The organism is Nonomuraea jiangxiensis (assembly GCF_900099965.1).
Classification (GTDB): Bacteria; Actinomycetota; Actinomycetes; order Streptosporangiales; family Streptosporangiaceae; genus Nonomuraea; species Nonomuraea jiangxiensis.
Genome location: NZ_FNDJ01000048.1, coordinates 1 through 22927 on the forward strand (window position 1 = coordinate 1; position 22927 = coordinate 22927).

The following is a 22927-nucleotide window of genomic DNA, read 5'->3' on the forward strand; positions in this document are numbered from 1 at the left end:
GCTGCAGCCCCCGCACCGTGCCGGGAGCGGCCCCGGTGTCGGCGCCGATGACGATCGAGCAGGCCGACCCGGGCGGGGTGAGCTGCACCACCCGCACATCGCCGCTGATCTGGGTGTCGTGGTCGGCCACGAAACCGAGCTGCTCGCTGTAGAAGTGCTTCGCCTTCTCCACGTCGGCCACCGCGACCGGCACCACTTCGAGCTTGTAGTCCATGATCCGGGTCCCTTTCACGCGCCTTGTGTTGTCAACGCGTCGATCGGCCCGCCCCGGATTCGACAGCCGGAGCAGACGAATCACCGGCAGGGTCCGCCAGACCGAGAGCGGCCCGCATCTCCTCAGCCGTCATCGACTCCCGCCGCGCAAGGACCGCTCGCAGTTCGGGAGCCACCCGCACGCGCCCTGATCCGGTCTCGACGTACAGCCCCGCCGAGATGAGCCGCCGGTACGCCGTGTCGTAGTCGTCCAGGCCGGTCAGCCGGCACACCTGGCTCGGCGGCGGCAGCAGTAGGGGGCGGCGTAACCGGCCAACCAGGACAGGTACATGCGCACCCGGGAGCGGTCTCGGCCGACAGCGGCGCGCTCCAGCGCCGCGGCGTACTCGCCGAGGACGCCGTCGTAGGCGGGCGGCAGCAGGGTGGGGCTGGCGCCCGGGCGGCGCTTCGTAATCTCGGAAGCGGATCCGGGCTTGTGCACGGACTCAGATCGCGCGATCTCGGAAGTACGGGACCGCCCGGCGCGGACAAGAAAGCGTCGGGGGGCGACGACCAGTGTGGCCCACGTCAGCAGGGCTCGGGCGAAGCACGACGGAACGCAAACGTACGCTGAGTGACCGGCTCCGGAAGTCCTTCGGGTTGACGTGAGGTCAGGTGGAGGCCGCATTGGGGAGGGTTTCGGCCGTGGTGGGGCGGGCGTCACTGGCTAATAAGGAAGGAACCGCGATCCTGCGGTTCTCGTGACCGGCTCCGATCAGCGTAGACTGCATCACGCAGACCTGACCTGGTCGGAGCCGGCTCCTGAGACGGCAGGGCCGTCAGGCGAGGTCGAGCACCGCCTTGCCGTGCAGACGGCGTTCCATCAGAGCGTTCACCGCTTCGGACACGTCGTTCCAGTTGCCGCGCCAAGTGATCTCGGGGCTCAGCACACCGTCCGCGACCTGCTGGGCCAGCCAGGCCAGGTCCCGGTCCAGCCTGTCGCAGAACAGCAGCATGAACGTGACGATCGAGCGATCGTCCCGTCCTGGCCCGCTGAACAGGGCGCCGAACGGGAAGCTCTCGCCATCACCGGTGGAGTGCCCGACGGCCACCAGCGTGCCTCCCTCGCCGAGCTGATCGAATGCTTCCACGAGTTGCGGGCCGCCCACCATGTCGAGCACGCCGTCGAGCCCGCCGCCGGCGTGCGCAGGACCAGCGACCACCTCGTGGGCGCCCAGAGCGCGCAACGCCTTGCCATGCTTGGCGGGGTCGCCGGTGGAGGCGATCACATGTGCGCCGCCGAGCCGGGCGAGTTGGACGGCGTAGCGGCCGACGCCTCCGGTGGCGCCGGTCACGAGGATCCTGCGCCCCAGGACAGGCCCGATCCGGTGGAGCGCGCGCAGGGCGGTGCCGGCCGCGACCGGGATGGTGCTGATCGCGCCCGGCTCCGCGTGCTCGGGCACCACGCCGATCCAGTCGGTACGCACGGCGCGGGTCTCGGCCCAGCCGCCGCTCTCCTCCAGGGTTACGACGGGCGTGCCCACGGCCGGCCCTGACCCGTCCGCCGCCGCCTGGACCACGACTCCGGCGGCGTCCCAGCCGAGCACCGTCCCCTCCGCGGCCGTCTCGATGCCGTGTTTGACCTCGCCGTAGTTGAGCGAGGTGGCCGTGACCCGGACCAGCGCCTGGTTGGGGGCGGGCACGGGCTCGGGCACTTCCCCCACCCGCAGGCCACCGGGGACGGAACGATCAACGATCAGGGCGCGCATGGCGATCCTCTCCTCAGACATCAACCCAAAATGCCACTTAGGAGCATAAGCCTCTAGAAGGCATCTGCGTTCCCGTTACACTGAGAGCGATGACTGCCGACATCTCCCCCGCCTCCGCGCCGGGAACACTCTCGCTGCGCGAGCGTAAGAAGCTCAAGACCAGGGCCGCGCTGGTCGATACGGCCCTTGTGCTCTTCACCGAGCGCGGCTTCGACAGGGTGACCCTCGACGAGTTGTGCGAAGCCGTCGAGGTCTCCAAGCGCACCTTCTTCCGGAACTTCGCCGGCAAGGAGCAGGTTGCCTCCGCTCCGCTGGAGGCGCTGTGGAACGGCCTGCGGGACGACGTCGAGCACCTGTCGTTCGGCCGCGCGCCCGTCCTGGAGGTGTTGCAGGAGGCGTTGCTCGTGGCGCTCGCGCGCATGGACGATGGCGGCCCCTGGGTGACCCGCGTACGGCGGAGCCGGGAACTGGCCGAGCGCACGCCGTCGATCGCCGCGTACGGGCTTCAGTACTGCGAGGTCACCAGCGCCGCCATCGAGGCGACCTTGCAGCGCAGGCTGGGCCTGGACCCTGCCGACCCACGGCCGAGGCTGGCACTGGACCTGGTGGTCGCGTCATTCCACGTCGCGCTGCGGGCCTGGACAGCCAAACCCGGCGCTCCTACCCACGCGGCTCTCACGGCCGAACTGCGGTCGGTCTTCGCGGTCCTCCCCGGTGCACTCACCTTCAGCATGGCCTGACAAGCGGGTGCAACGCGAAATCCGCGATAGGGGGCGGCTCACCGTAGCTGAAGGGAGGTTCAGGCCAGATCCCCTGGCCGGCGGCGAGACCCCCGACTCTCGTAGTCCCGCCGCCCCAATGAGAGCCCAACCTCGGCCCCGCGTGCTGCGACCGAGCATGCGGCACAGATCTACGCGCCGCAGTCTCCCTCGCCAAGGCGCAAGTGGACTTCCATGTCCTCCAGCCGAAGCGGCGTACGTTGTCCTACTGGTAAGGGGACATGATGGCCACGTCGGCGCGATGCACCGCCTCGCCCTCGCTGCGTAGCTGGTTGAACACCAGGGACACGTCCAGCGTGGTCTGGTACATGACCAGGTAACGCGGAAACCCAGGCCCTCACACTTCCCACCGGGTGTGTCCGACAAGGTCACCCACCGGACTCGCGTTGGCTGACCCCTCGTCGGCCTGTCCCGGCGGCACGGGGTAGACCACGATCCTCACAGGGGTCCACCACGACGGTGAGGGTGCGCGCCGTCGTCGAAGGAAAGAGCAGGAGCGCCTGATCCCAGTCGACATCGGCGGTGCGATCGTTATCTAGGGTTGCCAAGCAAAATAGCTGGTCAGCCGCTTGAATGGCTGTCAGGCACGTCAGGCAAGTGGATGGCGCTGACGTCAGGTGTGGTGGGCCATCTTGATGGCTGAGATCAGCCTGCCGCCGGCGTACTACCCCGCCGTCCTTCCCAGCCGCCGAAGGTCGGCAGCAGCTCCTCCAGCTCCGTCATGGCGTGGGTGGTGTTGATGCGGATGCAGCCCCCGCGTGGAGACTGCTTGGACACTGTTGGGACGGACCCGCACCGGAGGTTGTGGTGCTCGCAGACGTGGACGCCGACGCGTTCCCGCCCGGTCACTCGGGCCTGATGGCCAGCACGGCGTCGGAGACCGCTCGGAGGGTGGCGATGGGGTCGTCGCCGAGGGGATAGACGCCGACGTGGTCCGCGCCGGCATCGAGGTGCGCGGTCAGGCCGCGCGCGAGGTCGGCCGGGTCGCCGTAGGCAAGCAGTGCGTCGATGACGCGGTCGCTCCCGGTGCCGGAGAGGTCCTCGTCGGTGAAGCCCAGCCGCCGAAGGTTGCTCGCGTAGTTGGTGACCTGCAACGCCTTCCCGGGTGGTGCGGCCCGGGCGACGGCGCGGGCCCGCTCGACGTCGGGCTCCGCAAGCGCGAAGTGGCCGGGAAGTAGCAGCTTGCCCGCACCCAGGACCTCCCTCGCCCGCCGGGTGTGCTCGGGCGTGACCATGCAGGGGATGGCACCCGCGGTGCGGTCGCGGGCCAACCGCATCATTCTCGGACCGAGGGCGGCCAGCACCACCCGCTCGGCCGGGACGCCGCCCAGCGCCAGTTGGTCCAGGTAGGACACCAGGGTGTCATATGGCGACGCCCACTCGGCGTGGACCTCGCGGTGCCCGACCCCGACGCCGAGAAGGAACCGGCTGGGGTGCCTGGCGACGATTCGGTGGTAGGAGGCGGCGACGGTCTCGGCATCGGCGGTCCACACGTTGACCACGCTCGTGCCGACCACCAGCCGGGTGGTGGCGTCGAGGAGCTTCTCCGCGAAGGCGAGGTCGGCCGGTGGCGATGCGTCCAGCCAAAGCGTGCCATAGCCGGCCCGCTCGACCTCCATCGCGCTCTGCGGGCTCACCTCATGCTCGCGTAGGTGGGCGCCGAGCAGACCCAGATCGATATCCATGATCCGATCCCAGCACCACGCCCATTCGGAACCAGGACCAGTTCCGACGCGCTCGATAACCTGGAGGCATCGTCGCAGAACAGGGGGCTCGGTGGAACTGCGGTCACTGCGCTACTTCGTTGCGGTCGCCGACGAACTGCACTTCGGGCGGGCCGCCGAGCGGCTGCACATCGCCCAGCCCGCGGTCAGCAGGCGGATCGCCCAACTGGAACGGGAGCTGGGAGTCCGGCTGCTGGACCGTTCACCGCGCCGGGTTCGGCTCACTGCTGCGGGAAACCGGGTGCTCGCCGCGGCGCGTGATGCGCTGGCGGCCGCGGATCGGGTCCAGGTCGCCGCCGGTGCGCCGGCGGGCACCATGCGCATCGGTACCGCCGCCGGGTTCACCGCTCGCCTGGAACGCGGGATCGACGCGCTGCGCGAGCACTCCTCGGCGCTCGGCGTCGACGTCGTGCTGGTCGACCTTCCACTGGCGGCTCGTCTGGACACCGTGCGACGGGGGGAGATCGATCTGGCACTGGCCCGGGGGGTGCGTTCGGCACCCGGGCTGCTGCCGACGTGGGTGGAGCCGCTGTTCGCGGTCGTGTCCGTGCAGCACCTCGCCGCCGGTCGCTCGACAGTCGACCTGGCCGATCTCGCCGTCGGCGAACTGCGGATCCCGTCGCGGGACCACGGCCTGTTCCTGCCGGAAGCCTTGAAAGCCGCGATACGGAAGGCCGGGGCCGAAACTCGGGTCGGCCGCCTTGCCGGGACGGTCCAGGACACGATCGTCGAGGTCGGTTTCAATCCGCGTAGCTGGACCGTGCTGCCAGGCGACCAGGTCGCGGAGATCCGCTCCACCCGGGTGCGGGCAATCCCGTTCACCCCGCAGACCACGATCACCGGCAGCGTCGTGGTACCGGTCGACCTCCCGCACACCTGCGTCGCTGCCCACCAGGCAGCCTTCGGAGATTGACCCGTCCACAGCAAGATGCGAACCCGGGCTGGTTCGATCGTTATCTTGGGTTCTTGGCCCCTTCTCGCAGGTCAAAGCGAGATGATCTTGTCGGGCACGTAAGGCATGCTACTGAACCGGGCAGCGTGCCAGCTGGGCCGTCGTGGTGTACTTGTCGAATGCGGAGTCATCATGGAGGCGGTGTGACCTGGCGGGCGATGCGCTGGCACGGGGAACACGAGTTTCCTCGACGCGCTGTGTACTCCGGCTGGCTACGGCGACGACGGGCCGCGCTGGATCCGCGGCGGCATCGGCTGTTGCTCGACGCCGGCTCCACGCTCGTTGAACTGGCCATGTTCGCGTCCCTGCTCGACCAGCGGGTGCCGGACCGGCCTGGCGGACGGCCGGCGCCGAGTCGCTGTGCGACGACGCTACGCGTCACCCGCGTGCACCTCGCCGGTCGCCTCATCGGAGACGTCACCGCGCTTAGCGACCGCATTGTCGCGCTGGTTGGCGACTCGAAAGCGCTCGCATGACCACGGACCGGCGGGTCCGGCGGACGCGATCGCTGCTGCGCCAGGCGGCCATCGAGGTCATCCGTGAGAAGGGCTTTCGTGCAGCCCGGGTACGCGACATCACCGAGCGGGCAGACGTCAACCGAGCCACCTTCTATGCGCACTACGCCGACAAGTACGCGTTCGCCGAGGCAATGGTGCGCGATGAGATCCGGCACCGGTTCGCCACCAGGCTCCCGGCTACGCCTGCGCCGCTCGCCGACCTCGTCCACGCCCTGGCGGTGCTGCTGTGGGAGGATTCCAGCCGGGCGGACGGCTGCCGACGGAACATCGACGTTCTGCGCCCGCTGATCCAGCGCGCGGTGCGCACCGAGGTGTCTCGCCTGCTCGTCGAACGGTGCGCGTGCGAGTCGACCGTGACGGCGCACATCGTCGGCTCGACGATCGTTGGCGCGGTTTGTTGGTGGCGGGAGAACGGGTTGCCGGACACCCCACCCAACCAGGCGGCCGACGAGGTGACCCGAGCGGTGTTGTACGGGCTGAGGCCGGCGTCATAGCGACCCGGGTACTTCTGCGGTCATGAGCTGCCCGCCTGCGGGCGGCGTACAGGATGCCGCTGAACGCCGCCACCTCGCGGTTCCGTGCACATCATGCCCGTTCACCAGCGGGCTCACCATTGAAGCTCCTCCCCGACCGGTGGGCGGCCCGCCCGTGGGCCGTCGAGGAACAGCGCCGCAGCCTGGCTCTGCAGCTGGAATGGGAAGTCAGTGACGACCCGCTGCTTCCACGGTCGGCTGACGATGGCGTGCGTCATCCGGCGCGCGCCACGCGGACGTCGCATGATCATGTCAGCGAGCTCCCATGCCCGGTCCACCAGGCGCTCGCGCGGCACGATCTCCGTCACCATGCCGTACTCGAGTGCCTGCCGCGCATCCACCGCCTGGCCGGTGTAGACATGGTACGCAGCTCGCTTGGTGCCCATCAGTTCCTGGAACGTGAGACTTTGCCCGTCACCGGGCGCGGTCGACACCAGGAAATGCGGATCGAAGAAGCGTGCGTCCTCGGTGCAGATCGTGATGTCACAGGCGAGCGCGATCTCGGTATGCGGTCCGGGCCCGTTGACCGCGGCGATCGTCGGGACGTCGATGCCGAAGACGAAGTTCTGCAGCAGCTTCGCCGCGTCCTCGTACATCTTGGCAATGTCGTCAACCGTCCGATCGACATGCCCGTCGGCGCTGCGCCGCGCGTCCAGCCAGTGGTCGCCGGTACCCGTGAGGATGAGCACCTCGTTCTCCGGGTCGTTACCGACCTCCAGCCATGCCTGCCCCCAGGCGTTGTGACCGGCAAACGTCTGGACGTACGAGTCGCCGTCGGTGTGCATGCGGAGCTCGAGGATGCCGTCGCGGCGGCGCATCACGAAGAAGTCGCGGTACTTCTCCGCGTACTCGGCGAAGTCGGGTCGGCTGACAAGGCCCGCCCATCTGGCTGTGTTCAACTGATCGGTCATGCGATCATGATCCTCGCGTGCCACAGCCGGCTCAATCCTCAAAAACCAGCCCGTGACGGATACCCGACAAACCACAGAAAACGTCGGATTCGGACCGTACGGAACGCTCATCGGCGATGGCTCACCAGTCAGTAAGTAAGTAAGTACGAGCCCAGCGTCTCTGTCCGGACATTGTCGTGGTGACCGGCCGCAATGAGAATCGATGGCGTAAACAGCGGTCACAGGCACGGGTTTCGGTACATGATCGAAATCATGGATCTTCCCGTACACCTATCGCCCTCCAGCATGTCGGCTAGTGAACCGGCATGAGCGCTGCCCCCGACCGCACCGTGGGTGTGCTGCTGACGTCGCAGGCGTTACGCGGTCTCGGGTACGGCGTGGCCGCCGTCCAACTCGGCGCTCTCATGGGCAGCGATGGGCTGTCGGCCACCGAGGTCGGTCTGGTGCTGGCGGCAATTCTGGTCGGCAGCTTCCTCGCCAGTCTGGTCCTGGCGCGGTGGGGCGACCGCCTCGGCCGCCGCCGTGCCTACGCGGGCCTGTACGCCGCCCTGTTCCTGTGCGGCCTGGTCATCGCCACCGGCCTGCCCTGGTGGCTGCTGGCCGTGGCCGCCTTCAGCGGAGCGATGTCAGTCGAGGTCATCGAGTCCGGGCCGTTTACCACGCTGGAACAGGTCATGCTGGCCGACACCGGCCGCCCCCACAAGCAGATCGTGCGGGGATTCGGCCTCTACAACGCGATCGCCGCCGTCGCCGGGACGCTCGGCGCGCTCCTGGGGAGCCTGCCCGCCGACCGGGGACTGCTCGGCGGCATCCTGGCTGGCACAGCCGCCGGCGGAATGCTTCTCACCCTCCGGCTGCCCGCCACCCTCGAAGCTCCGGCACCGGCCCTGGCACCCGGACTACCGCAATCGCGCATATTGGCCCGCTCCCGCGGCCCGGTGGCCCGCCTGGCGGGCCTGTTCGCCACCGACAGCCTTGCCGGCGGGTTCGTCATCCAGGCCTACGTCGGCTACTGGCTCGCCGTCCGCTTCGAGGCCACCACCCACACGATCGGGATCACCTTCGCCGTGGCCGGGATCCTCCAGACCTCCTCGCTGCTGGCCGCACCACGGGTGGCCAACCGGATCGGGCTGCTGCCCACGATGGTGTTCACCCACCTGCCCGCCAACGTCATGCTGGCCGCAGTACCGTTTGCCCCCTCCCTCCCGCTGGCGATCGCCCTCCTGCTCGGGCGTGCCTGCCTGTCGTCTATGGATGTGCCGGCCCGGCAGGCGTATGTGATGGCGATGGTCCCGCCCGAGGAACGCACCGCCGCCGCCGCGATCACCAACACCGCCCGCTACCTCACCAGACCCCTGGGACCGGCGCTGGCAGGCGCGCTGCAATCGGTCAGCCTGGCCGCGCCGTTCCTGCTCGCCGGGGTCACGAAGATCGGCTACGACCTCGCCCTGTGGCGGACCTTCCGCCACAGGCAGCTGCCCACCGATCCCCCGCCCGACCGGGCGCACTGAACCCCTCGATCATCCAAGGACCTCCTCCACCGGGTTCGGTCATCGGAGGAGCTTTCTGCGCCGTCGCAGGCAGCACGAACGCGTGGTGATCGCGAACTCTCTATCGCGTATAACAAGCCACTACCTGCGATAACGCCAGCGCTCTCCTGCGGAACCACTCCTCCGGGGAGCCGCTGGTCGCCCGGGCTTATCTGCGACAGTCAGGCACATCGCGTGATCTTGCTTGAGGTTCCATGATGGCCGGTATGCGCAGGCGCCTACCGGTATGGGCCGGGCGTGCGGTCGCGGTGGCGGCCGCCACCGGGCTGGCCCTCTATCTGGTGCGGGTCGGTCTCGACGATGCCGACAAGCTCGCCAGTGTGATCGGCCTGTTCATCGCCTTGGCCGGGCTGGCCACGGCCGGGTACGGGCTGGCACCGTTTCCCTCCGCAAGGGCAAGAACAGGATCGCCCGCAGGCGCCGCCCCTGGCTGAGCGATCGCTTGCCGTCGAGGGCGGCAACCCGGGTATCGCCTCGACCGGAGCGGCGGCGGTCAACCTACAGCTGCACGCCGAAACCTCCGGACACGCCCGCTCCTACCAGGGCGGCCGTGACCAGACCATGTGAGCGGGGTGGCGGCGCCGCTGCGGTTGGTGAACCTGCCCCGGCGCAGGCGCACGTTCGTCGGCCGCGGCGATGAGCTGGCCGAGCTGGAGGCGGCGCTGCGCGGCGGGGGCGAGGTGGTGGTGGTCGCCGTGCACGGCCTGGGCGGGGTCGGCAAGTCCACACTTGCCGCCCACTACGCGCTGATGCAGGCCACGAGCCGAGATGACGAGCGCCTCAACCCGGTGTGGTGGATCACCGCCGACTCCGGCCCGGCGCTCGAGGCGGGCCTGGCGGGTCTGGCAGTGGCGCTGCAACCGGAACTCGCCACGGTCATGCCGTTGGAGGCACTGGCCGCGCGGGCCACGGCCTGGCTGGCCGCGCACGAGGGATGGCTGCTGGTGCTGGACAACGTGGTGGAAGCGGCCGATGTGCGGCCGATGCTGGAGCGGACCCTGACCGGGCAGGTGCTGGTGACCAGCAGGCTGAGCGAGGGTTGGCACGGGCTGGACGCCCGGCTGCTGCAGTTGAAGGTGCTGGACGAGCCGGAGGCGATCGAACTGCTGGCCCGGATCGCCGCTCCGCCCCTTGCGGCTGACGCCGTTCCAGCCCAGGCCGGGCAGGGCCTGACCGAGGACCTGGACGGGGCGGCCGCGTTGGTACGCGAGCTGGGTTTCCTGCCGCTGGCGGTCGAGCAGGCGGGCGCCTACCAGCACCAGACCCGGCTGACCCCGCACGCCTACCTCGGCCTCCTCAAACACCAGCCGGCCGTGATGTACGACCGGGCCGCGCGCGGCGCGAACGCCGAGCGGACCATCGCGCGCATCTGGAGGCTCACCCTGGACCGGCTGGCCGATGTGCCACTGGCTGGACCGGTGCTGCGAGTGCTGGCCTGGTACGGCGCCGAGCCGCTCCCGCGCACCCTGCTGGAGAGCCTGAACGCCGGCATGGCCGAGGTGCAGCACGCGCTGGGCGAGCTGGCCGCCTACAACATGATCACCCTGAACCGCGGCCACTTCCCGAACGAGACCGCCGCCCTGAAGTGTGTGTTCATGGCCCTGATGAGCCTCGATCCCACCGGGCAGGGCCGCAAGAGATGGACCATGCGCTGGAAGGCACCTTTGAACGCCTTCCAGATCGCCTTCGAAGGCCGCCTCACCCCTGCCAACTTCTGAACACTTCAACACCAAGATCAGCCGTTAAGGTGACACTCCCATATGGGTCGTCTACTTGGGGTGCCGTTAACGCGGCTGTCATCAGCCGCTATGTCAGCGACATCGGCCTGCTGCGCGAGCAGTACCCGAGCATGAGCGCCTGGGTCGATCAGATCGCGCAGGTGGCGGGCGAGACCTTCCTGTGGAACACCGGATTCCAGTACGGGGACTGGCTGGACCCGACCGCCCCGCCTGAGCGGCCCTCCGAGGCGCAGATCGACACGGGCCTGGTCGTCACCGCCTACCTGGCCCACTCCGCCGGACTGGTCGCCGAGATCGCAGGCTGCTCGGTCACGTCGACGACGCTGCCCGCTACCGGCGACTGGCCGATCAGGTCAAGGTCGCCTTCGAAACCGCCTATGCGACGCACGACGGCAAGGTGACCAGCGACTCCCAGACCGCCTATGCCCTGGCCCTGCGGTTCGGCCTCCTGCCGGGCACCCGGCGCGGGCCCGCGCCGTCGAGCGCCTGGTGGAACTCGTCCGGGAGAACGGGCACCGCATCGGCACCGGCTTCGTCGGTACCCCGCTCATCTGTACGCTCTCACGGATGCGGGCGCTGTCGACGATGCGCTGTCGACGATGCCTACCGGCTGCTGCTACAGACCGAGTGCCCCTCCTGGCTGTACCCGGTCACCATGGGTGCGACCACGTTCTGGGAGCGCTGGGACAGCATGCTGCCCGACGGCTCCATCAACCCCGGCGAGATGACCTCCTTCAACCACTACGCGCTCGGCGCGATCGCCGACTGGATGCACCGCACCGTCGCCGGCCTGGCCCCGGCAGTCCCCGGGTACCGCCGGTTGCTGGTACGGCCACGCCCGGGCGGAGGCCTCACCCATGCCCGCGCCGGCCTCGCCACTCCCTACGGCCGGGCCGCGGCCGGCTGGAAACGCGATGGTGAGCAACTGACCCTGGTCGTGGTGGTGCCCTCCAACACCACCGCCGCGGTCCACCTGCCCAGCGATCCGGACGAAGCCATCGAGGTGGGCGCGGGACGCCACGTCTTCCACTGCGGGTCCGGTCAGGCGGCCGGGGGATCCGCCATCATGACTTCGAGCACACAGGTCTGACCTTGCATGGGCGACTGCTCGGCTGTTCCCCGACGCGGATCCGGCGGCGGCCTGGGCCGTCTCCCAGCCGGGCCGGCGGGCCGGCGGGCCGGCGTCGGCCCAGACCAGCCGGGGCCAGGTCAGGGCCGGTCGGGGGCGCGTAGGTAGGCGAAGGCGAAGTGGGCGTCGGCCGGTCGTCGCGCGGCGTCGTAACAGTGCACGACGATGCGCAACCTGCCGGGATAGCTGTAGGAGTTCCACGACAGGGCCCGGCACGAACGCGCCTGCGGGCCCACGGCGGTGACGTCGACCAGGTCGGCGGGGTAGGTGTAGGGGTTTCCGACAGCCTGGTAGTTGAGGTCGTACACGCCTGGGGCCGTGCGCGCGATGGTCGGCGACTCGCCGGTGCTGCTCCACGAGTGCCGGGTGTCGATGCTCGGTGCCGCCGGATCACCCGTCGTGCTCGCGTACGCGGCCGGCACGGCGGGATCGTGGTGGGCGCCGACGCCTTCGGTATAGGACAGCAGCCACGGTGTGCCCCGTGGCCGGAAGTCCGCGCCGACGCACTCAACGCCGATCCGCAGGGCCGTACCGGTGTCCTCGACACCCGACGGGCGGCATCGGGCGCGCGCGCTGTTGAGAGCGGTGATCCGCGCGTATCCGGTGGCGTCGTAGGCCGAGCCCGCGGCAGTCACCTCGTAGCGGCCCTCACCGATCACGCGCACCTCCACCGGGCCCGAGGCGGAGTTGAACGTGTCCTCGTTCACCAGCGGCACCGCGTTGCCGAAACCGCCGATCGCTTCGTAACGGGCTTGGAGCTGCGGCCGGGCGCCGGGACTCGGCCCGCTCGCCCAGACGGCGAACGGCAGGTTCTGGGCCGTGCCGGCGCCGTCGAAGCAGGCCACGTCCAGCAGCTTGTCGGCGTCGTTGCGGGTCACGGAGTCGAGCTGGCACCAGGCGGCGTCGGTGTAACCCCAGGAGACGCCCGCGCCCGCGTGCGCGACGCCCGGAGTCGCCCCCAGGCCGGGCATCGTCACGGTGTAGCGGCCGGTTGCCGTACGGACCATGGTGGCGTGCCTGGCCGCTTGCGCCGGATCGTCGCCGCGCCTCCAGGTGCCCCATTGCCAGGACGGGTCGAGCGTGACCTCCTCGCCGACCGGCGCCTGGTACTGGAGGGCGCGCGTGGAGGCGTACCCCCAGCTCGCCGCCGGCGGCGCGACGACCCGGACGGTGACGTCGCACCGGGACGTGTACTGCGGGTCGGCGAGCCAGGTGGCCTGCGGCCACAGCCGGTAGGCGCCGGGTACGGCGTTCGCCGGGGTGGTGATGAGCAGCCGGCCCACGGTGGTCGCCTTGGCGTCCAGGTCGGCGGTGCTCCCGCTCCATGACCAGCCGGGCTCGAGCTGCCCGGCCAGGCCCAGGCCCACGGCGCCGGCCTGCTCGCCGGTGTTCTGTAAGGGAAGTCGCAGGGCGACGGTCTGTCCGGCGATGACCTGAACGTCGCGCCGCCGGGTCGCGGTGGAGCGGTCGAAGCAGTCCACTGCGGCGCCCGGGCCCGGCACGTCGAAGTAGGCCGTCGTCACCGGCCCGGCTTCCTGAACCATCCGGACCGCGACGTTGCTGGGCGTGCCGTCGCGTCAGGGGCCGGTCATCTCCCGCTGCGGCGTGTTGGGGTCGCTCGCGTCCCAGGCGTGGTAGGTGCACGAGTAGTCCGGGCACGGGCCCTGCAGCTTGATCGGATAGGCGTCGGGTGCGTTGTTGTAGTACTGGCTTTCGTCGACGCGCCACACGGCCAGGCCGTTGTCCTGCACGTCGGCGTCGTAGGTGCCGAGGCGCCGCCACCGGTTCTCGATCAGGAGGTAGTCGTCGGTGCCGCGGTCGGGGTCGTACAGCAGGAACGCGGTGTTTCCGGTGTCCCAGGCGGGGACGCTGTAGTAGCCGTCCCGCGTCACGATCGTCGGTTTCGCCCAGCCCAGGTGCGTCTTGTGCCAGGAGCCGAGTTCCACGTACCACTCGTTCTCGGAGCAGGTGTTCCCCATGACGTCGAAGCCGTGGATGGGATATCCGTGGAAGTCCCGGTACAGGCCGAAGGCGGCATGCACCATTTCGTGGTCGAGAGTGATCTGGTTGACCGCGCTGTTGGCCCAGATGTTGGTCCGCCCGTTGAGGTCCATCCCGTCGAGCGCGGGCCCCGGGAAGACATCGCGGGAGGCGCCGCATTCTCCGGTGTACCCGCCGGTGTCGGAGGGCACCGCCTGCAGGATCACGATCACCACCTCGTCCTGGCCGAGCCGGCGGTCGCCGTTGCGGTCGAAGGCCGAGTAGTCCACCAGGGGGTCGGCCACGTTCACGCCGTGGCGCATCATCTGCTCGTCGGTGAGTTCGTTCCATTGCGCCAGGGTGAGCCCGTAGTCGACGGTGACGATCCCGTCGTCATGAACGCCGGAGCTCTCGCGGGCGCGGGTGAAGTCCACCCGGCCGCCGGAGCTCTGCACGAAGTAGTCGCGTACGCTTGGGTAGCCCCCGAAGTACCGCCGCCCGATCCAGGCGTCGTCCTTGGCCGCGGGCCACGGCACGTCGGTGAAGCCGCCGCGGATGATCAGGATGGGGCGGCTGGTGGCCGCGTTGACCGGCTGGTACCACGGATAGTGCGGCGTGTGCGGATGGGCGAAGTCCGGCAGCGGGTCGGGATAGTCCATCGCGGCCACCAGGCCCACGATCAGCGTCATGATCACCGATGCCACGAACTTCCTGGCGAGCGGGTACGACATGGCCTACTCCTCCGAGGTCCAGCGCCAGACGGTGTAGGAGATCCTGAGCGGGGCGTCTCCGGTCGGAATGGCGGCGAACCGGATCGCGACGAGGTTGCCCTCGGAAGTGCGGGCGCAGGCCCAGTCGCCGGCCGCCATCTTGCCGACCTCTACCTGGTCGTAGTCCCGGGCGATCAGGGCCTGCGCGCAATCGTCGGGGCCCGGGCGCGCGTCAACGGGGGTGATCGGATACTTGCCGCCGCCGGCCGTCCATAACGAGCGGTACGGGCTGACGTACCACAAGTCGCTGGCCGCCGGGTCGATCGTGCCGGCGCGGCCCGATTCGACATCGAGGTAGTCCTGGTCGCGCAGGGACGCCTCGGCCTCGCGGATCTTCTCCCCGGCCTTCCGCGAGGCCACGGGCGACGGTGAGGTCCCGGTCGAAGGTGAGGTCCCGGTCGATGGAGGAGTCCCGGTCGATGGTGACGCCGTGGGCGGAGTGACGGGTGCGGTGGTGGCTCCGGGCGTGCCGAGGGACGAGCCCGGCACGGTGACGGCGTCCACGGGAACGGGCCGAGGGCCCTCGGAGACCGCGTCGGCGTAGTACCGCTGAGTCATCGCGCCGGTCAGCCCAGCCCCGACGGCAATCAGCGCGAGCATCACCATGACCCGCACGTTGACGGGCCGCCCGTAGAGCTGGATCATCCCCAGCAGCCCGGTGAGCACCGACAGCAGGCCCGCGACCAGCACCCCGTGCCGCGACTCGGTGGTGAGCAACTGCGCGACGGCCGCCACGTCGGCGACCGACCCGAGCCCCGCCAGTGCGGTGGCCCGGCGGACGGCCCCGCGGCCGGACTCGTCGTCCTGGTCCGCTGAGGCGTGCGACCGCCGCTCCGTGGTGTCCACCCACCGACCTCCGTACGCCGAAATCCGTGTCCGTTTACGGCGGACCACAGCGTCCCAGGAAATCAGCCGAATCGGATATACGAAGAAGTTCGTAGTGCCTTTTCGCCGCCATTCAGCATTCCTGTGCAGAACCTCGTTCGATCCTGCACACTGCGGTTATGACGGCCTTGTCGGGACACGACGCCAAACGCCTCCACGACCTGGCGATGGCGATCCTCACCGAGCGCGAGCCGGTGCGGGTGTGGCCGCTGCTCATGGAGCGGCTGACCGCCGACCTGCCCGTGGACCTGGCCGTTCTCATCGACCTGGACTGGCGGGCCGGCACTGGTCACGCCCAGACCGGTTCACCCGACTGGCTGCACGAGGCGCCGCTGGACGCGCTGATCCACGCCCACATGCGGGCCCACCCACTGCTGCGCCACTACGCCTGCACCGCGGACCGCACTCCGCTGACCCTGGACGAGGTCGCCGACGACCGCTGGTGGAAGAGCGAGGCCTACCACGCGGGCAAGGCGGCCATCGGGATCGACCGTCAGCTGGCGCTGCCGTTGAGCTCCCGCCCCGGACAGATCCGCGGGGTTATCATGAGCCGCAGCGGCCGGCGGTTCACCGATCGGGACCTCGAATACGCCGAACTGGCTCGTTCCCTTCTTGACACGGTGTCCGCGTACGAGAAGGTCGCCTTCGGCATGCCGGAACTCGGTGATCCATCCGAATACGGGATCACCCCCCGCGAAATGGCGGTCCTGGCGCTCCTGGACGAAGGACTGACCGCGCATGCCATCGGAAGCAGGCTCCAGATCGCGGAGAAGACGGTGATCAAGCACAAGGAGAACCTCTACCGCAAACTCCGTGTGCACGATCGCGTCACGGCGCTCAAGAAGGGACGCAGTCTCGGCCTGCTCCCCTCGGTGCCGGACATGGACTGACATGGCGGAGGCGGGGTTTCCAGCTCACCGAGCAGCAGCGCGCGGGACCGGCCGATGACGGCGGCCGGCGGTGACGGGGGGCGCTGGCGGCGGGTGGCGGCACGTACGGCCACGCTGAACCGTCCCCAGAGATAGAGGCGATCGCTCCTCGCTGGCACTAACCGGGAAGGTCGGTGCTGCACTGGAGGGTGGCGCCCCGGCGGTTTTCGCAGGACGGCCGAAAAACATGACACAAGGCGTCGGGTTTCAGAGCGATCATCGGTTCACCGGTCAGTGCCGATGTGAGTGTGGGCCGGGGCCTCACAGATATAGACAAGGACCTCAATGCGCGAAACCCCCGAGGAGCTCAAGGAACTTCAGGCTCTCCTCGAAGCCTCCCTTTCCCGCTCTACCTTGCACCTCCGCTCGATCGTCACCGAGAACACCCTGACCGCGGAGCAGCTCACCCGGATCCTGACCGGAATGTGCACCCTCGCCCTGTCTACCGTGACGGCGAAGGGCGAGCCGCGGATCAGCGGTGTGGACGGGCACTTCCTGCACGGCAAGTGGCACTTCGGCACGGCGCGCGGCGCCGCCAAGGCCCGCCACCTGGCCGCCCGCCCCGCCGTCAGCGCCGCGCACATGCGCGGTGAGGACCTGGGCGTGTTCACCCACGGCACGGTGGAGATCCTCAACCCTGAGGACAGCGAACCGGCCGAGGACTGGCCGGACCTGCTCGCCTACTTCAAGGATTTCTACGGCGACTTCTCCGACTGGGACAACGACGTGGTCTACTACCGGCTGCATCCGCACTGGATGACCGCCTACGCCCCCGGCGTCGACAAGCTCACTTCGGTGCTGCGGTCCTGATCTGCAGCACGGGCCGCATCGAAACCGGCCACGTGCTGAGGCGTCTGGTGCAGTGAAGCGCCCGGCTTCGGTGGAGACTTGATCTCTTGAGAGGATCGAGTCCATGCCGGGCAAGTCCGGGGGCGAGTAACGCGGGGACAGCCATTGGCGGTGAGATGGATCATGGTGCGGATCGTCACCGCTGGCCTGCGGAAACACCAAAGAGTGCATTATCGCGTCGGGCTATCCCACCATGTCCGGGGCCGAGAAGCTGACTCAACACGGTTGATCGTGCATCGCACTGACCTGGTCGAATAGCCCGTACCGCCAATGGGTGTCCCCGTGTTCCCCGACCCCGTTCACGGACGAGGGACTGCGGGCTGCGCTGCTGAGGCGTTGCCGGACGTTGAAGATCGAGCCGTCGGGGCGGGTGGATCGGATCGTGGGCGCGGGCCGGGCGCGGTTCGAGCGGGAGTTCTGCCTGCTTATCTGCACCTTCCAATGGTTGAACCCTCTGGGGGCATTTCGGGTCTTTCCGCTGGTCAGCGGGTCGTTGTAGAGCGGCGACGCGGAGAACGTCGCAACGCTTACTGCCGCCCTCGTGCGCGGCTTGGATCGATAGAGTTCCGGTATGCCCCATCTGATCGCGCCCACCGTGCAGCTGCATCATGCCTGGCTTGACGCGCATGCCGAATGGGGACCCGGCCTCCACGAAGACGGCTTCGGACTGACGCCGACCGACGAGGTTGACTCGCCTGAAGGGTTCGCGGCCTGGGTAGCGCGGCTGGGCAAGGAGTCGGATCGGGCCACGTGCCGGTGGATCGTCGAGAACGACCAGGTGCTCGGCGGGATCGCGCTGCGGCATGAGTTCACCGACTTCGTGCGGTGGGCCGGTCACATTGGGTTCGGCATCCGGCCGACTGCGCGACGGCGTGGGCTGGCTGCTTGGGCAATGGGCCGGATACTCGACGAAGCGAAGGCACTCGGCATGGATCGGTTGCTGGTTGTCTGTGCGACCCACAACGTCGGCTCGGCGAAGACGATCGAGCGTGCCGGCGGCGTCTTCGAGGAGATCCGGGACACCGAGCATGGCCCCGTGCGACGGTACTGGATCACGATCAGTGAGAAGAGCGCATGACGTATCCGCAGCCAGCCGCTCACGATCGCACGCGCCTTGATGGAGTAGATCTTGCGTGCATCGGAACTTATCTGCGACGTGGGCACGTTGGCTGATCTTCCCAGCATGTTGCCTCGAACGTGTGTCCCGGGGGTTCGGGCCGGAGTCCCAGGCTTCGGCGAACGTGGCAGGTTTCTTCGGGCAGGCCCCACGACTCGCGACCCCAGCCCGGAAGCGGGGGAGCTGGCCGGCCTGGCGGTGTGGTACCCGACGGCCACCTTGCCCCGGCTGGTCCGGTAAGGCGAGCCGCCGGGGCCGCTCGCAGGAGGTCATCGGGCAGGCGTGGGCTTCCACACGGAGGTAGTCGTCGTCACTTACCCCGGAAGCGTTCCGGCCAGTGGGGTTACCAGCTCGGTCTCGACGTGCTCGACGACGGCGCCGCCGCGACTGGCCGCCGTCCCCCGCCGATCGCGTGGCCGCAGGGGCAAGAGGCGCGTTGCCGCGGTAGCGCAGAGCTGGACCGCTGATGCTCTTCAGGTTGCGGGCCCTCCCCCGCCCCCTGTGACGGCCCGCAGCGCCTCTGCAAGCCGAGGTTTCTCGGGTCTTCCCGCCGGTACGCCCTGATGGGACACTGCGGACGGCGACCGGCCGATAACCGTCCGGGCCGCCGTCACGCGACCCGGGGAGGGGCCACGATGGCGCCAGAATCACGTCCGGCCACCGACGACCAGCTACGGGGAGCCGTGGGCCAGCCCGCGGGCCAGTGGGCCGACGACACCGATCGAGCGCTGCGGACCAAATGGGACGATCCCAAGAAGCTCGAAGCGATGCTGAAGGGCGTCCCCGCGGGAGAACGACGCACCTGGTGGGTGCAGCAGCTGGTGAGGTACGCAGGCGAGCGCACCGCGACGTTCCATCTGGCGGTGGATGCACGCCGACGCGAACTGGCCGAGCAGATGTTCGCCCTGCTGCAGGCGATGGAGCCCCGGCCGGCCGAGGCCGAGGTTGCCAGACCGACCGCGGAGTTCCGCAGCATGGTCGCGGGTCTGGCCCCGGCCAGCACGGCCGGACGCGACCTGCTCGCGATGGCCGCGGACATCGACGCCGCCCTCACCGAGGTAGTCGACCGCGCACCGACCTTGGACGAATTACGCACCGGCAGGATCGTCCAGCTCACGTCCGCATGCGAGGGGCCGAGGACGGATCTGGCCCACGTGGATCAGATTGTGGCCGGCCTCACAGCGATGGATACGCCCGCCCTCGCGAAGGCGTTCGTCGAACTCGACGTCAACGCGCCGGCCCTTCAAGCGCTTCGGGCTGCCATTCCCGACGAGCGCCACGTCGGCGATCAGGCGGATCAAGCCTTGCGGGGGAAGCTGGATCGCTGGTCAATCTGTCTCCTGTGCACGGGGTTTCGGCAAAGCAGGCCGGAGGCCCATCTGCTGTCCCGGCTCGGGCCGCCCGAACTGCGCCCCTGGCCGCCACCTTCACCCGCACCGCCACCCGGCTACGGCACCTGCTGCACGCCCAGCGCGCGTTCGCCTCCGAAGCCTCCCACCAGCTCAAACCCCGCTGACCGCGCTGCGGCTACGGCTGGAGAACTTCGAGCCCTACCTGCACCCACGCCAGGAAGTTGCAGGTGAGAAGGGGCTTTGGAGTAATCTGGAGGCCCTTTCTCATGTCTCGAAGTCGATGGGAGCCAATCGGGGAGCCATCTCAGTCGGATTCTCTACCCGTGGTGGCTGTCGCCGAAGACGGTGTTCATCGTTTGGGCACCTTTGGTGATCACCGGTCTGAGCTGGTGCCTGTAGACCGTTTCCGTGACGCGGTGCCCGCGTGCCCGACGAGATCGGCGATGGTCTCGATGGGTACGCCCTGGTCACTCATGATGGAGACGAACGAGTGACGCAGTTCGCGGGAACTCCAGGTGGTTCCGGGTCCCGCTCATTTGGTGATCTTGCGGAATGCCCGTCGTACGTTCGAGCCGTTCAACGGGGTGCCGACGCTCGTGCAGAACACCAGTTGATGATCTTGCCAAGCCTCGCCGGCCTTGAGCTCGAGCACGGCATGGCGGGCGTAGTGCTGCCGGAACGCCTGCGCCGCGAGCTTTGGCAGTTCGAGCGTGCGGCGTGACTTGCGGGTTTTGGTGTCCCCGAGGCGGGTCAGGACCCGGGCAGGTCTCGGGCGGCCGTGGCGTTGTGACGCTGGTAGTGGCGTGCCGCCCGGGCGCGGTTGCCGCATGACGGCTTGCACCACTCCTGCCGCCCGTGGCTCTTGACGAAATAGCGTACGCAGCGCGGCGCGTTGCAGGCCCGCAACTGCTCACGCTGCGGGCTGCTCAGGAAATCGATGGCGGCCCGCGCCAAGCCGGCGATCAGCCGGACGTTGGCGTCGCGTTCGGCCGACAAAACTCCCGTACGAGGTGTCCCACCCTCGGGCCAGTCAAGTTGCGGGACGATTGCCTCACGGGCAGCCGCGGCGTTGAGGTGCTTCAGCGCCTGCTCGGCGGGCATCAGCCGATGGGCGTCGGCCCGGCTGGGCGGCGCCGGGCTGACCGCCTGCGCGAACAGCGCCCGCACGGCCCGGCGCAACTCGACGATCTCGCTCCTGAGCTCCTCGCCCATCGTGAGCCCCGCGAGGTCGACGTGGCCGGCCAGCAACTCGGCCTGCTGGTGGATCCAGCGGGTCGCGCTCTGCAATGTCGCCAGGTCGTCGGCGACACCGCCGTTGCCGTCGTGACGGATCGTGCTCGCCAGTTCCAGGGCCGGCCAGCGCTCCACTCGAACCTCCCGGTTGCTTACGTCCCCTCCATTACCTTATGGTCTAACGCTAAATCTTATTTAACCATTAGAGACCCGGTGGGAGATCGGACGATGACGTTGCTGCTGGCCCAGATCAGCGACCTACACCTCGACGGCACCGACAGGGCGACCCGGCGCGCCACCCGGGTCATGGACTATCTGAGGGCCCTGCCCCGCCCGGTCGACGCCCTATTGGTCACCGGTGACATCGCCGATCACGGTGAGGAGGCCGAGTACGAGCAAGCCGCCGAGATCCTGGCCGCCCCCTTCCCGGTGCTCACTTGCCCCGGCAATCACGACGTCCGCCCCGCCTACCGCAAGGCACTGCTACGCCGGCCGCCCGGCCCCGGCCCCGTCAACCAGGTGCACCACATCGCCGGCACCGCCATCCTGATGTGCGACTCCACCATCCCCGGCCATGACGAGGGCCGCCTGGACTCCGAAACCCTCGCCTGGATGCACACCACCCTCGACGGGCTCGCCCCGGACACGCCCGCGCTGATCGCCTTCCACCAGCCGCCCGTCGAACTCCACCACCCGTTGCCCGACTCCGGCCGGCTGCAGGAGCCTGACGCCCTGGCCGCGCTGCTCCACGCCCATCCCCAGGTCGTCGCCGTGCTCACCGGCCACGCTCACACCGCGGCCGCCTCCACCTTTGCCGGCCGCCCCGTGATCGTCGCACCGGCTGTCACCTGGACCCTGCGCCTGCCGTGGGAGGGCGACCAGCCCGCCGACCGCGAGCAACCGCCCGGCCTCGCCTTCCACATCCTGGACGACGACCTCCGCCTCACCACTCACTACCGCGTCGTGCTCCCGGCGTGATCCACCCGTACACGGTCACTGCGTTCCTTCTGGCGATCCTGCCCATCATCGCCACTCCGGGCGCCAGCCTGACCCTGCTGATCCAGCACGTCACGACCGGCGGTCGCCGCCAGGCTCTCCCCATCATCCTCGGTACGGTCAGCGGCCTGTACGCGCACGCGACCCTGGCCATCGCCGGCCTGTCGGCGCTCGTCATGCAATCCAGCCAGGCCTTCGCCATCGTCAAACTCCTCGGTGCGGCCTACCTCGTCGGCCTGGGCCTGTGGACCTGGCGCTCCACCACCCTGGCCTCACCTCCCACGCTCACGGAACAGCCGAAACGGGCCGGCTCCGTCTACACCCAAGCCCTGCTCGCGAACGTACTCAACCCGAAGGCCGCCTCCATCTACCTGACCTTGGTCCCGCAGTTCATCCAGTCCGGCCGTCCCATCGGCGGCCAGATCCTCGCTCTGGCCACCGCCCACGCCCTGCTGATGGCGGTATGGCTGCTGACCTGGACGACCCTCATGCACCAAGGGGCGTACTTCGCGCGCAAGCCCCGCTTCAAGCGTGCGGTCGGCAAGGTGGCGGCGGTGGTGCTCGTCATCGTCGGCGTCCGGACCGCCGCGACGTAGGCGACGTCGTGGTCGGCGGCGTCAGGACGAGATCGTGATGTGCTCGGCTGATCCGGGAAACGATCTTTCTCATCTCGGGAAGCGATCTTCTCGGCCTCTCTGTTGTCCCAGGCCGCACCTACTCGTGAACACCCCTCCCGACACCATTCACCCCATCCTGGCCCGCTTCGAGCGGATCGGCTGGCTAGAGTCACGGCTCGAGGACGTGGACCCGCATGAGGCAGGCAGGCCGCGCCGCCGCTACCACCGGCTGACTTCAGCCGGTGCCGAGCAAGCACAGCTCGCACTGGCTCGAGCACATACCAACGTGACAGAGTTGTTCAACCTCCGCGATCGTCCGCCCGGGCGGACGCCTTGACCTTCTCGACGCCCCCCATTCAGGAGCGCTGATGGACTGGCACGAACGTTTGCGCGACCGGCTGGC

At 69.0% G+C, this 22927-nt stretch carries 23 protein-coding genes and 3 pseudogenes; 17 read left to right on the forward strand and 9 right to left on the reverse strand.

Annotated features, from left to right (window positions below):
* From BLS95_RS51420 to BLS95_RS51430, 3 genes are all read right to left on the reverse strand, one after another.
* On the reverse strand, positions 1-214 hold a 214-nt coding region (locus BLS95_RS51420), incomplete at its 3' end, for a VOC family protein (RefSeq protein WP_342742855.1).
* Between the two features lie 258 nt (positions 215-472).
* On the reverse strand, positions 473-694 hold the full coding sequence (locus BLS95_RS51425) for a hypothetical protein (protein ID WP_090946956.1): 222 nt from the start codon (positions 692-694) through the stop codon (positions 473-475).
* A 337-nt stretch (positions 695-1031) separates the two neighbouring features.
* Positions 1032-1982 (reverse strand): zinc-binding dehydrogenase, encoded by a 951-nt coding sequence (locus tag BLS95_RS51430; RefSeq protein WP_342742856.1) that lies wholly within the window; start codon positions 1980-1982, stop codon positions 1032-1034.
* Positions 1983-2050: 68 nt separating this feature from the next.
* Between BLS95_RS51430 and BLS95_RS51435 the strand changes: the two genes are divergently transcribed.
* Entirely contained in the window at positions 2051-2701 is a 651-nt protein-coding gene (locus tag BLS95_RS51435) for a TetR family transcriptional regulator (RefSeq protein WP_090946958.1), read from the forward strand.
* Positions 2702-3585: 884 nt separating this feature from the next.
* On the opposite strand, the gene BLS95_RS51440 is transcribed toward BLS95_RS51435, so the two are convergent.
* On the reverse strand, positions 3586-4425 hold the full coding sequence (locus BLS95_RS51440; RefSeq protein ID WP_090946959.1) for a TIGR03620 family F420-dependent LLM class oxidoreductase: 840 nt from the start codon (positions 4423-4425) through the stop codon (positions 3586-3588).
* A gap of 91 nt (positions 4426-4516) precedes the next feature.
* Between BLS95_RS51440 and BLS95_RS51445 the strand changes: the two genes are divergently transcribed.
* The 3 genes from BLS95_RS51445 to BLS95_RS51455 all read left to right on the forward strand — a co-directional run bounded on the left by BLS95_RS51445 (position 4517) and on the right by BLS95_RS51455 (position 6428).
* A complete protein-coding gene (locus BLS95_RS51445; protein ID WP_090946960.1) occupies positions 4517-5377 on the forward strand; it encodes a LysR family transcriptional regulator in 861 nt (286 codons plus the stop codon).
* A gap of 182 nt (positions 5378-5559) precedes the next feature.
* Entirely contained in the window at positions 5560-5892 is a 333-nt protein-coding gene (locus tag BLS95_RS51450) for a hypothetical protein (protein WP_143044272.1), read from the forward strand.
* Positions 5889-6428, forward strand: a complete 540-nt coding sequence (locus BLS95_RS51455) for a TetR/AcrR family transcriptional regulator (protein ID WP_090946962.1) — start codon at positions 5889-5891, stop codon at positions 6426-6428. Before BLS95_RS51450 ends, BLS95_RS51455 begins: the two co-directional genes overlap by 4 nt.
* 113 nt (positions 6429-6541) lie before the next feature.
* Here BLS95_RS51455 and BLS95_RS51460 read toward each other — a convergent pair whose 3' ends face one another.
* Positions 6542-7378, reverse strand: coding sequence for an enoyl-CoA hydratase/isomerase family protein (locus tag BLS95_RS51460; RefSeq protein ID WP_090946963.1), 837 nt, complete (start codon positions 7376-7378; stop codon positions 6542-6544).
* Positions 7379-7683: 305 nt separating this feature from the next.
* On the opposite strand from BLS95_RS51460, the gene BLS95_RS51465 reads away from it, so the two are divergent.
* The 6 genes and pseudogenes from BLS95_RS51465 (at position 7684) to BLS95_RS58750 (ending at position 11757) form a co-directional block, all read left to right on the forward strand.
* Positions 7684-8889 (forward strand): MFS transporter, encoded by a 1206-nt coding sequence (locus BLS95_RS51465; protein ID WP_090946964.1) that lies wholly within the window; start codon positions 7684-7686, stop codon positions 8887-8889.
* Positions 8890-9134: 245 nt separating this feature from the next.
* Positions 9135-9362, forward strand: a complete 228-nt coding sequence (locus tag BLS95_RS51470) for a hypothetical protein (protein WP_143044273.1) — start codon at positions 9135-9137, stop codon at positions 9360-9362.
* Positions 9363-9521: 159 nt separating this feature from the next.
* A pseudogene (locus tag BLS95_RS58735) lies at positions 9522-10037 on the forward strand (NB-ARC domain-containing protein); the annotation flags it as partial.
* A gap of 441 nt (positions 10038-10478) precedes the next feature.
* Positions 10479-10646: pseudogene (locus BLS95_RS58740) on the forward strand (IS256 family transposase); the annotation flags it as partial.
* A pseudogene (locus BLS95_RS58745) lies at positions 10568-11391 on the forward strand (alpha-L-rhamnosidase-related protein); the annotation flags it as partial. The pseudogenes BLS95_RS58740 and BLS95_RS58745, both read left to right, overlap by 79 nt.
* A gap of 45 nt (positions 11392-11436) precedes the next feature.
* A complete protein-coding gene (locus BLS95_RS58750; RefSeq protein WP_245765792.1) occupies positions 11437-11757 on the forward strand; it encodes an alpha-L-rhamnosidase C-terminal domain-containing protein in 321 nt (106 codons plus the stop codon).
* Between the two features lie 119 nt (positions 11758-11876).
* Here BLS95_RS58750 and BLS95_RS51485 read toward each other — a convergent pair whose 3' ends face one another.
* Genes BLS95_RS51485 through BLS95_RS51495 form a run of 3 tightly spaced genes read right to left on the reverse strand, consistent with a single transcriptional unit; the run spans position 11877 to position 15392 of the window.
* Entirely contained in the window at positions 11877-13340 is a 1464-nt protein-coding gene (locus tag BLS95_RS51485; protein WP_143044274.1) for a hypothetical protein, read from the reverse strand.
* 33 nt (positions 13341-13373) lie between these two features.
* The gene (locus BLS95_RS51490; RefSeq protein ID WP_090946968.1) at positions 13374-14507 is read right to left on the reverse strand and encodes a metallopeptidase domain-containing protein; all 1134 of its coding nucleotides are present in this window, start codon (positions 14505-14507) and stop codon (positions 13374-13376) included.
* A 3-nt stretch (positions 14508-14510) separates the two neighbouring features.
* Complete coding sequence (locus BLS95_RS51495) at positions 14511-15392, reverse strand: hypothetical protein (RefSeq protein ID WP_090946969.1); 882 nt, start codon at positions 15390-15392, stop codon at positions 14511-14513.
* Positions 15393-15550: 158 nt separating this feature from the next.
* Between BLS95_RS51495 and BLS95_RS51500 the strand changes: the two genes are divergently transcribed.
* The 5 genes from BLS95_RS51500 to BLS95_RS56540 all read left to right on the forward strand — a co-directional run bounded on the left by BLS95_RS51500 (position 15551) and on the right by BLS95_RS56540 (position 20399).
* A complete protein-coding gene (locus BLS95_RS51500) occupies positions 15551-16321 on the forward strand; it encodes a helix-turn-helix transcriptional regulator (RefSeq protein WP_090946970.1) in 771 nt (256 codons plus the stop codon).
* Between the two features lie 324 nt (positions 16322-16645).
* On the forward strand, positions 16646-17170 hold the full coding sequence (locus BLS95_RS51505; RefSeq protein WP_090946971.1) for a pyridoxamine 5'-phosphate oxidase family protein: 525 nt from the start codon (positions 16646-16648) through the stop codon (positions 17168-17170).
* Positions 17171-17780: 610 nt separating this feature from the next.
* A complete protein-coding gene (locus BLS95_RS51510; protein ID WP_090946972.1) occupies positions 17781-18287 on the forward strand; it encodes a GNAT family N-acetyltransferase in 507 nt (168 codons plus the stop codon).
* Positions 18288-19009: 722 nt separating this feature from the next.
* Complete coding sequence (locus tag BLS95_RS56535) at positions 19010-19909, forward strand: hypothetical protein (protein ID WP_176993872.1); 900 nt, start codon at positions 19010-19012, stop codon at positions 19907-19909.
* Positions 19910-20102: 193 nt separating this feature from the next.
* Positions 20103-20399, forward strand: a complete 297-nt coding sequence (locus BLS95_RS56540) for a hypothetical protein (protein WP_176993873.1) — start codon at positions 20103-20105, stop codon at positions 20397-20399.
* Between the two features lie 29 nt (positions 20400-20428).
* Here the strand turns inward: BLS95_RS56540 and BLS95_RS51520 are convergent, their stop codons facing one another.
* Positions 20429-21046, reverse strand: coding sequence for a CGNR zinc finger domain-containing protein (locus BLS95_RS51520; RefSeq protein WP_090946974.1), 618 nt, complete (start codon positions 21044-21046; stop codon positions 20429-20431).
* 93 nt (positions 21047-21139) lie between these two features.
* Here BLS95_RS51520 and BLS95_RS51525 point away from each other — a divergent pair, with 93 nt between their 5' ends.
* Both BLS95_RS51525 and BLS95_RS51530 read left to right on the forward strand, forming a co-directional pair.
* Positions 21140-21889, forward strand: coding sequence for a metallophosphoesterase (locus BLS95_RS51525; protein ID WP_090946975.1), 750 nt, complete (start codon positions 21140-21142; stop codon positions 21887-21889).
* Positions 21886-22503 carry a LysE family translocator gene (locus tag BLS95_RS51530; RefSeq protein WP_090946976.1) on the forward strand — a complete coding sequence of 206 codons (618 nt, stop codon included), beginning with the start codon at positions 21886-21888 and terminating at the stop codon, positions 22501-22503. The genes BLS95_RS51525 and BLS95_RS51530 overlap by 4 nt, the downstream gene beginning before the upstream one ends.
* Positions 22504-22927 lie beyond the last annotated feature (424 nt).